Annotated in this window: 1 protein-coding gene; it reads right to left on the bottom strand. The window is 57.9% G+C overall.

Features of this window, described 5'->3' with window-relative positions; all coding sequences use genetic code 11:
• Positions 1-90 precede the first annotated feature (90 nt).
• Positions 91-2,058 carry an archaea-specific SMC-related protein gene (locus tag WBV42_RS08235; RefSeq protein WP_423985601.1) on the bottom strand — a complete coding sequence of 656 codons (1,968 nt, stop codon included), beginning with the start codon at positions 2,056-2,058 and terminating at the stop codon, positions 91-93.
• Positions 2,059-2,554 lie beyond the last annotated feature (496 nt).

Below are 2,554 nucleotides of genomic sequence, written 5' to 3'. Positions count from 1 at the left end.
GAGACGGCCAACTGCGCGAAAAAGAAGTGACGATTCCGGTTCGGTCGAACGACGGGGAGTAGTGCCCCGACGCGCTCGATGAGCGTGTCGTCAGATCTCGGTCACGCGTTCGTGTCGTTCGTCGACGGCAGCCGCGTCCTCGGGCAGCAACGCGGCGACGAGATACCCGGCGTACTCGCTGAAATACTCGATGAGCGTGCCGATCCTGTCCGAATCGATCGCTTCGAGCGAGTCCAACAGGATGAACGGCACGTAGTCGTACACTTCGTGCACGAGATACCCGGCGAGGGCGAAGACGAGTCCCGTCACCTCACGCTCGCTTTCGCTGAGGTGGTCGATGGTGTCCTCGTAGGTCGTCCCGGATTCCGTGCTTCGGATTACGTGCAGGTTGAACACGCTTTTGGTGACCTTCCGGCGTCCCTCCCGAACGTTCTGTTCGGTTCGGTCGATCCAGATTCGTTCGAGGTTGGCGTAATCGAGCAAGTCGAGCACGGTCTCCATGTGCTCGTTGAACTGCTCGACCGCCTCGGACTCCGTCCTGTCGATCCGCGTCCGGAGGTCCGCCAGTTCCTCCCGAACGTCCTCCCGCCGTTCCTCGATCCGCTCGCGTTCGCCGACCTGCGATTCGATCTCCTCGATTTCGGCCTCGACGTCGTCGAGGTCGGATTCGAGTCGCCCGAGTTCGAATTCGAGTTGATTCGCCTCCTTGTGAAGCGCAAGCACGTCGCTGTACTCCTCCTGTTCGAGTTCCTCGACCCGTCCTTCGAGGTCTTCGATCTCTTCGGTCAACTCCGTCCGCGTCCCGCGCAGGTCATCCAACCGGGCTTCTCGGTCTTCGAGTTCCGATTCGAGTTGGTCGAGGCGCTGTTCCGTGCGTTCACGCTGTCGCTGTGCCTCTTCGAGTTCCTGTTTTTCGTCCCGAAGTTCGGATATCTCGGATTCGAGCGACGAGCGCTCGGCGTGTTTCTCCCGTCGAAGCTCGTGAAGCCGTTCGACCGTCCCCTCGATCGACGATTTTTCGACCTCCGTTCCGCACGTCCAACAGACGACCGTTTCCGTGTCGGAGACGAGTTGGTCGGTGAGGGACTCGTTCGACTCCGCGTGCCCTCCGTGCTCTCCATCTCGAAGCGCCGAGAGCAGTTCGGGGCTCGTTCCCTCCAACATCTCCTCGTTGAACTGAATGATGGTCTGGAGCTCGGCCATCGTCGAATCCAGCCGTTGTTTTTCGTCCCGCCGTTGCTGGATTTGCTCCGTGATCATCGATACGTCCGTCTCCGACGCATCCGAATCGTCCGCTTGCTCGTCTTCGAGCGACGCAACTTCGTCCTGAAGCGCCTCGATGCTTTCCTCCTCGGTCGAGATGTTGTACCGGATATCCTCTAGCCGTGAGCGCGTGTCGCTCAGTTCATCGAGTTTCTCTTCGAGTGCGGCCTTCTCGGATTTCGACTCGCCGACGTCCGCATCGGCGTCCTCCAACTCGGCTTCCTTCTCGGCCAGTTCGTCCTGTTTCTCCTCGATCTCGGTTCGCAGTTTGGTTCGTTTCTCTTCGAGCCCCGGAAGTTCATCCTTGAGCGAATCGAGTTCGTCGAGTTCGTCGTCGAGTCGCCGTTTCTCGTCCCGCAGTTGTTCGATCTCGGCCTGGATCGCATCGGTGTCGATGGGGCGCATGATGAGGTCGCGTAGGTCGTCCCCGCGTGCGACCGCGCGGCGCGCCTCGTTCGATTCGAGCAGGAACGCGAAGAGGTCCGCGAGCTCCGGGTCGGCGAGATACGGGTCGCCGCTGGTCACGACCGTCCCGTTCTGGCGGGTCAACGTTCGCGTGTACGATTTGTCGCCGATAGTCATCTCGACGGTACCTTCCTCTGCATCCCCTTTCAGCGAGGATTGGTCGCTACCGAGCGCCGCCATTATCGCCTGCAGCAAGGAGGTTCTGTTCGTCGCGTTGCGACCGGTGAGGGCGGTCACTCCGGGGGAAAAGCTGACTTCCGTTTGGTCGATGCCGCCGATGTTTTGGACGCTTAGATCCACCTGGTTCAAGGCTTTGTCCGATAGTTCCATACGAACTCGTTGTGCTTCCTCCAATATAAATGGTTCATTTTCTGTGCGAGAAAATTACAGTACTATCTCTGTAATGGTAGCGGGGCTCTCTATCCTTTCGTCGGATGTTTCAGGAGTCGATATTTGAGGAATTTTTCTCCGCCGCGCTTGCGGGAGTTCGCCGGTTGGATTCTCCGTTTTCGTCTCGTACTCACTGAAACTATCCGGTGCAAACGAATAGAAATATTCATATATTGGTGGTTCACAATGAAATCACTATGGATATTAAAATCTGGGAAATTTCCGGTAGCGAATAAAAATCGTCACCCCCTGTGACGTCGTTTTCTACGACCTCGTCGGTACGCCGTCCGAAATATCCGAACGCACCTCGACGGGTACGAGAGACGTCGCACGTCCCGATGTGAATCCTTCCATCGATTTCTCCCACGCCTCCATCTTCCGTCGTTTTCTGGCTGTATCCCGCGTACGTCCCCCACCGTTGGTTTTAGTACTGTTC

Origin of the sequence: Haladaptatus sp. (genome assembly GCF_049589095.1) — an archaeon.
Classification (GTDB): Archaea; Halobacteriota; Halobacteria; order Halobacteriales; family Haladaptataceae; genus Haladaptatus.
The sequence above is the reverse complement of the archived record's forward strand: the minus strand, read 5'-3'. Positions and strand labels throughout refer to the sequence as shown.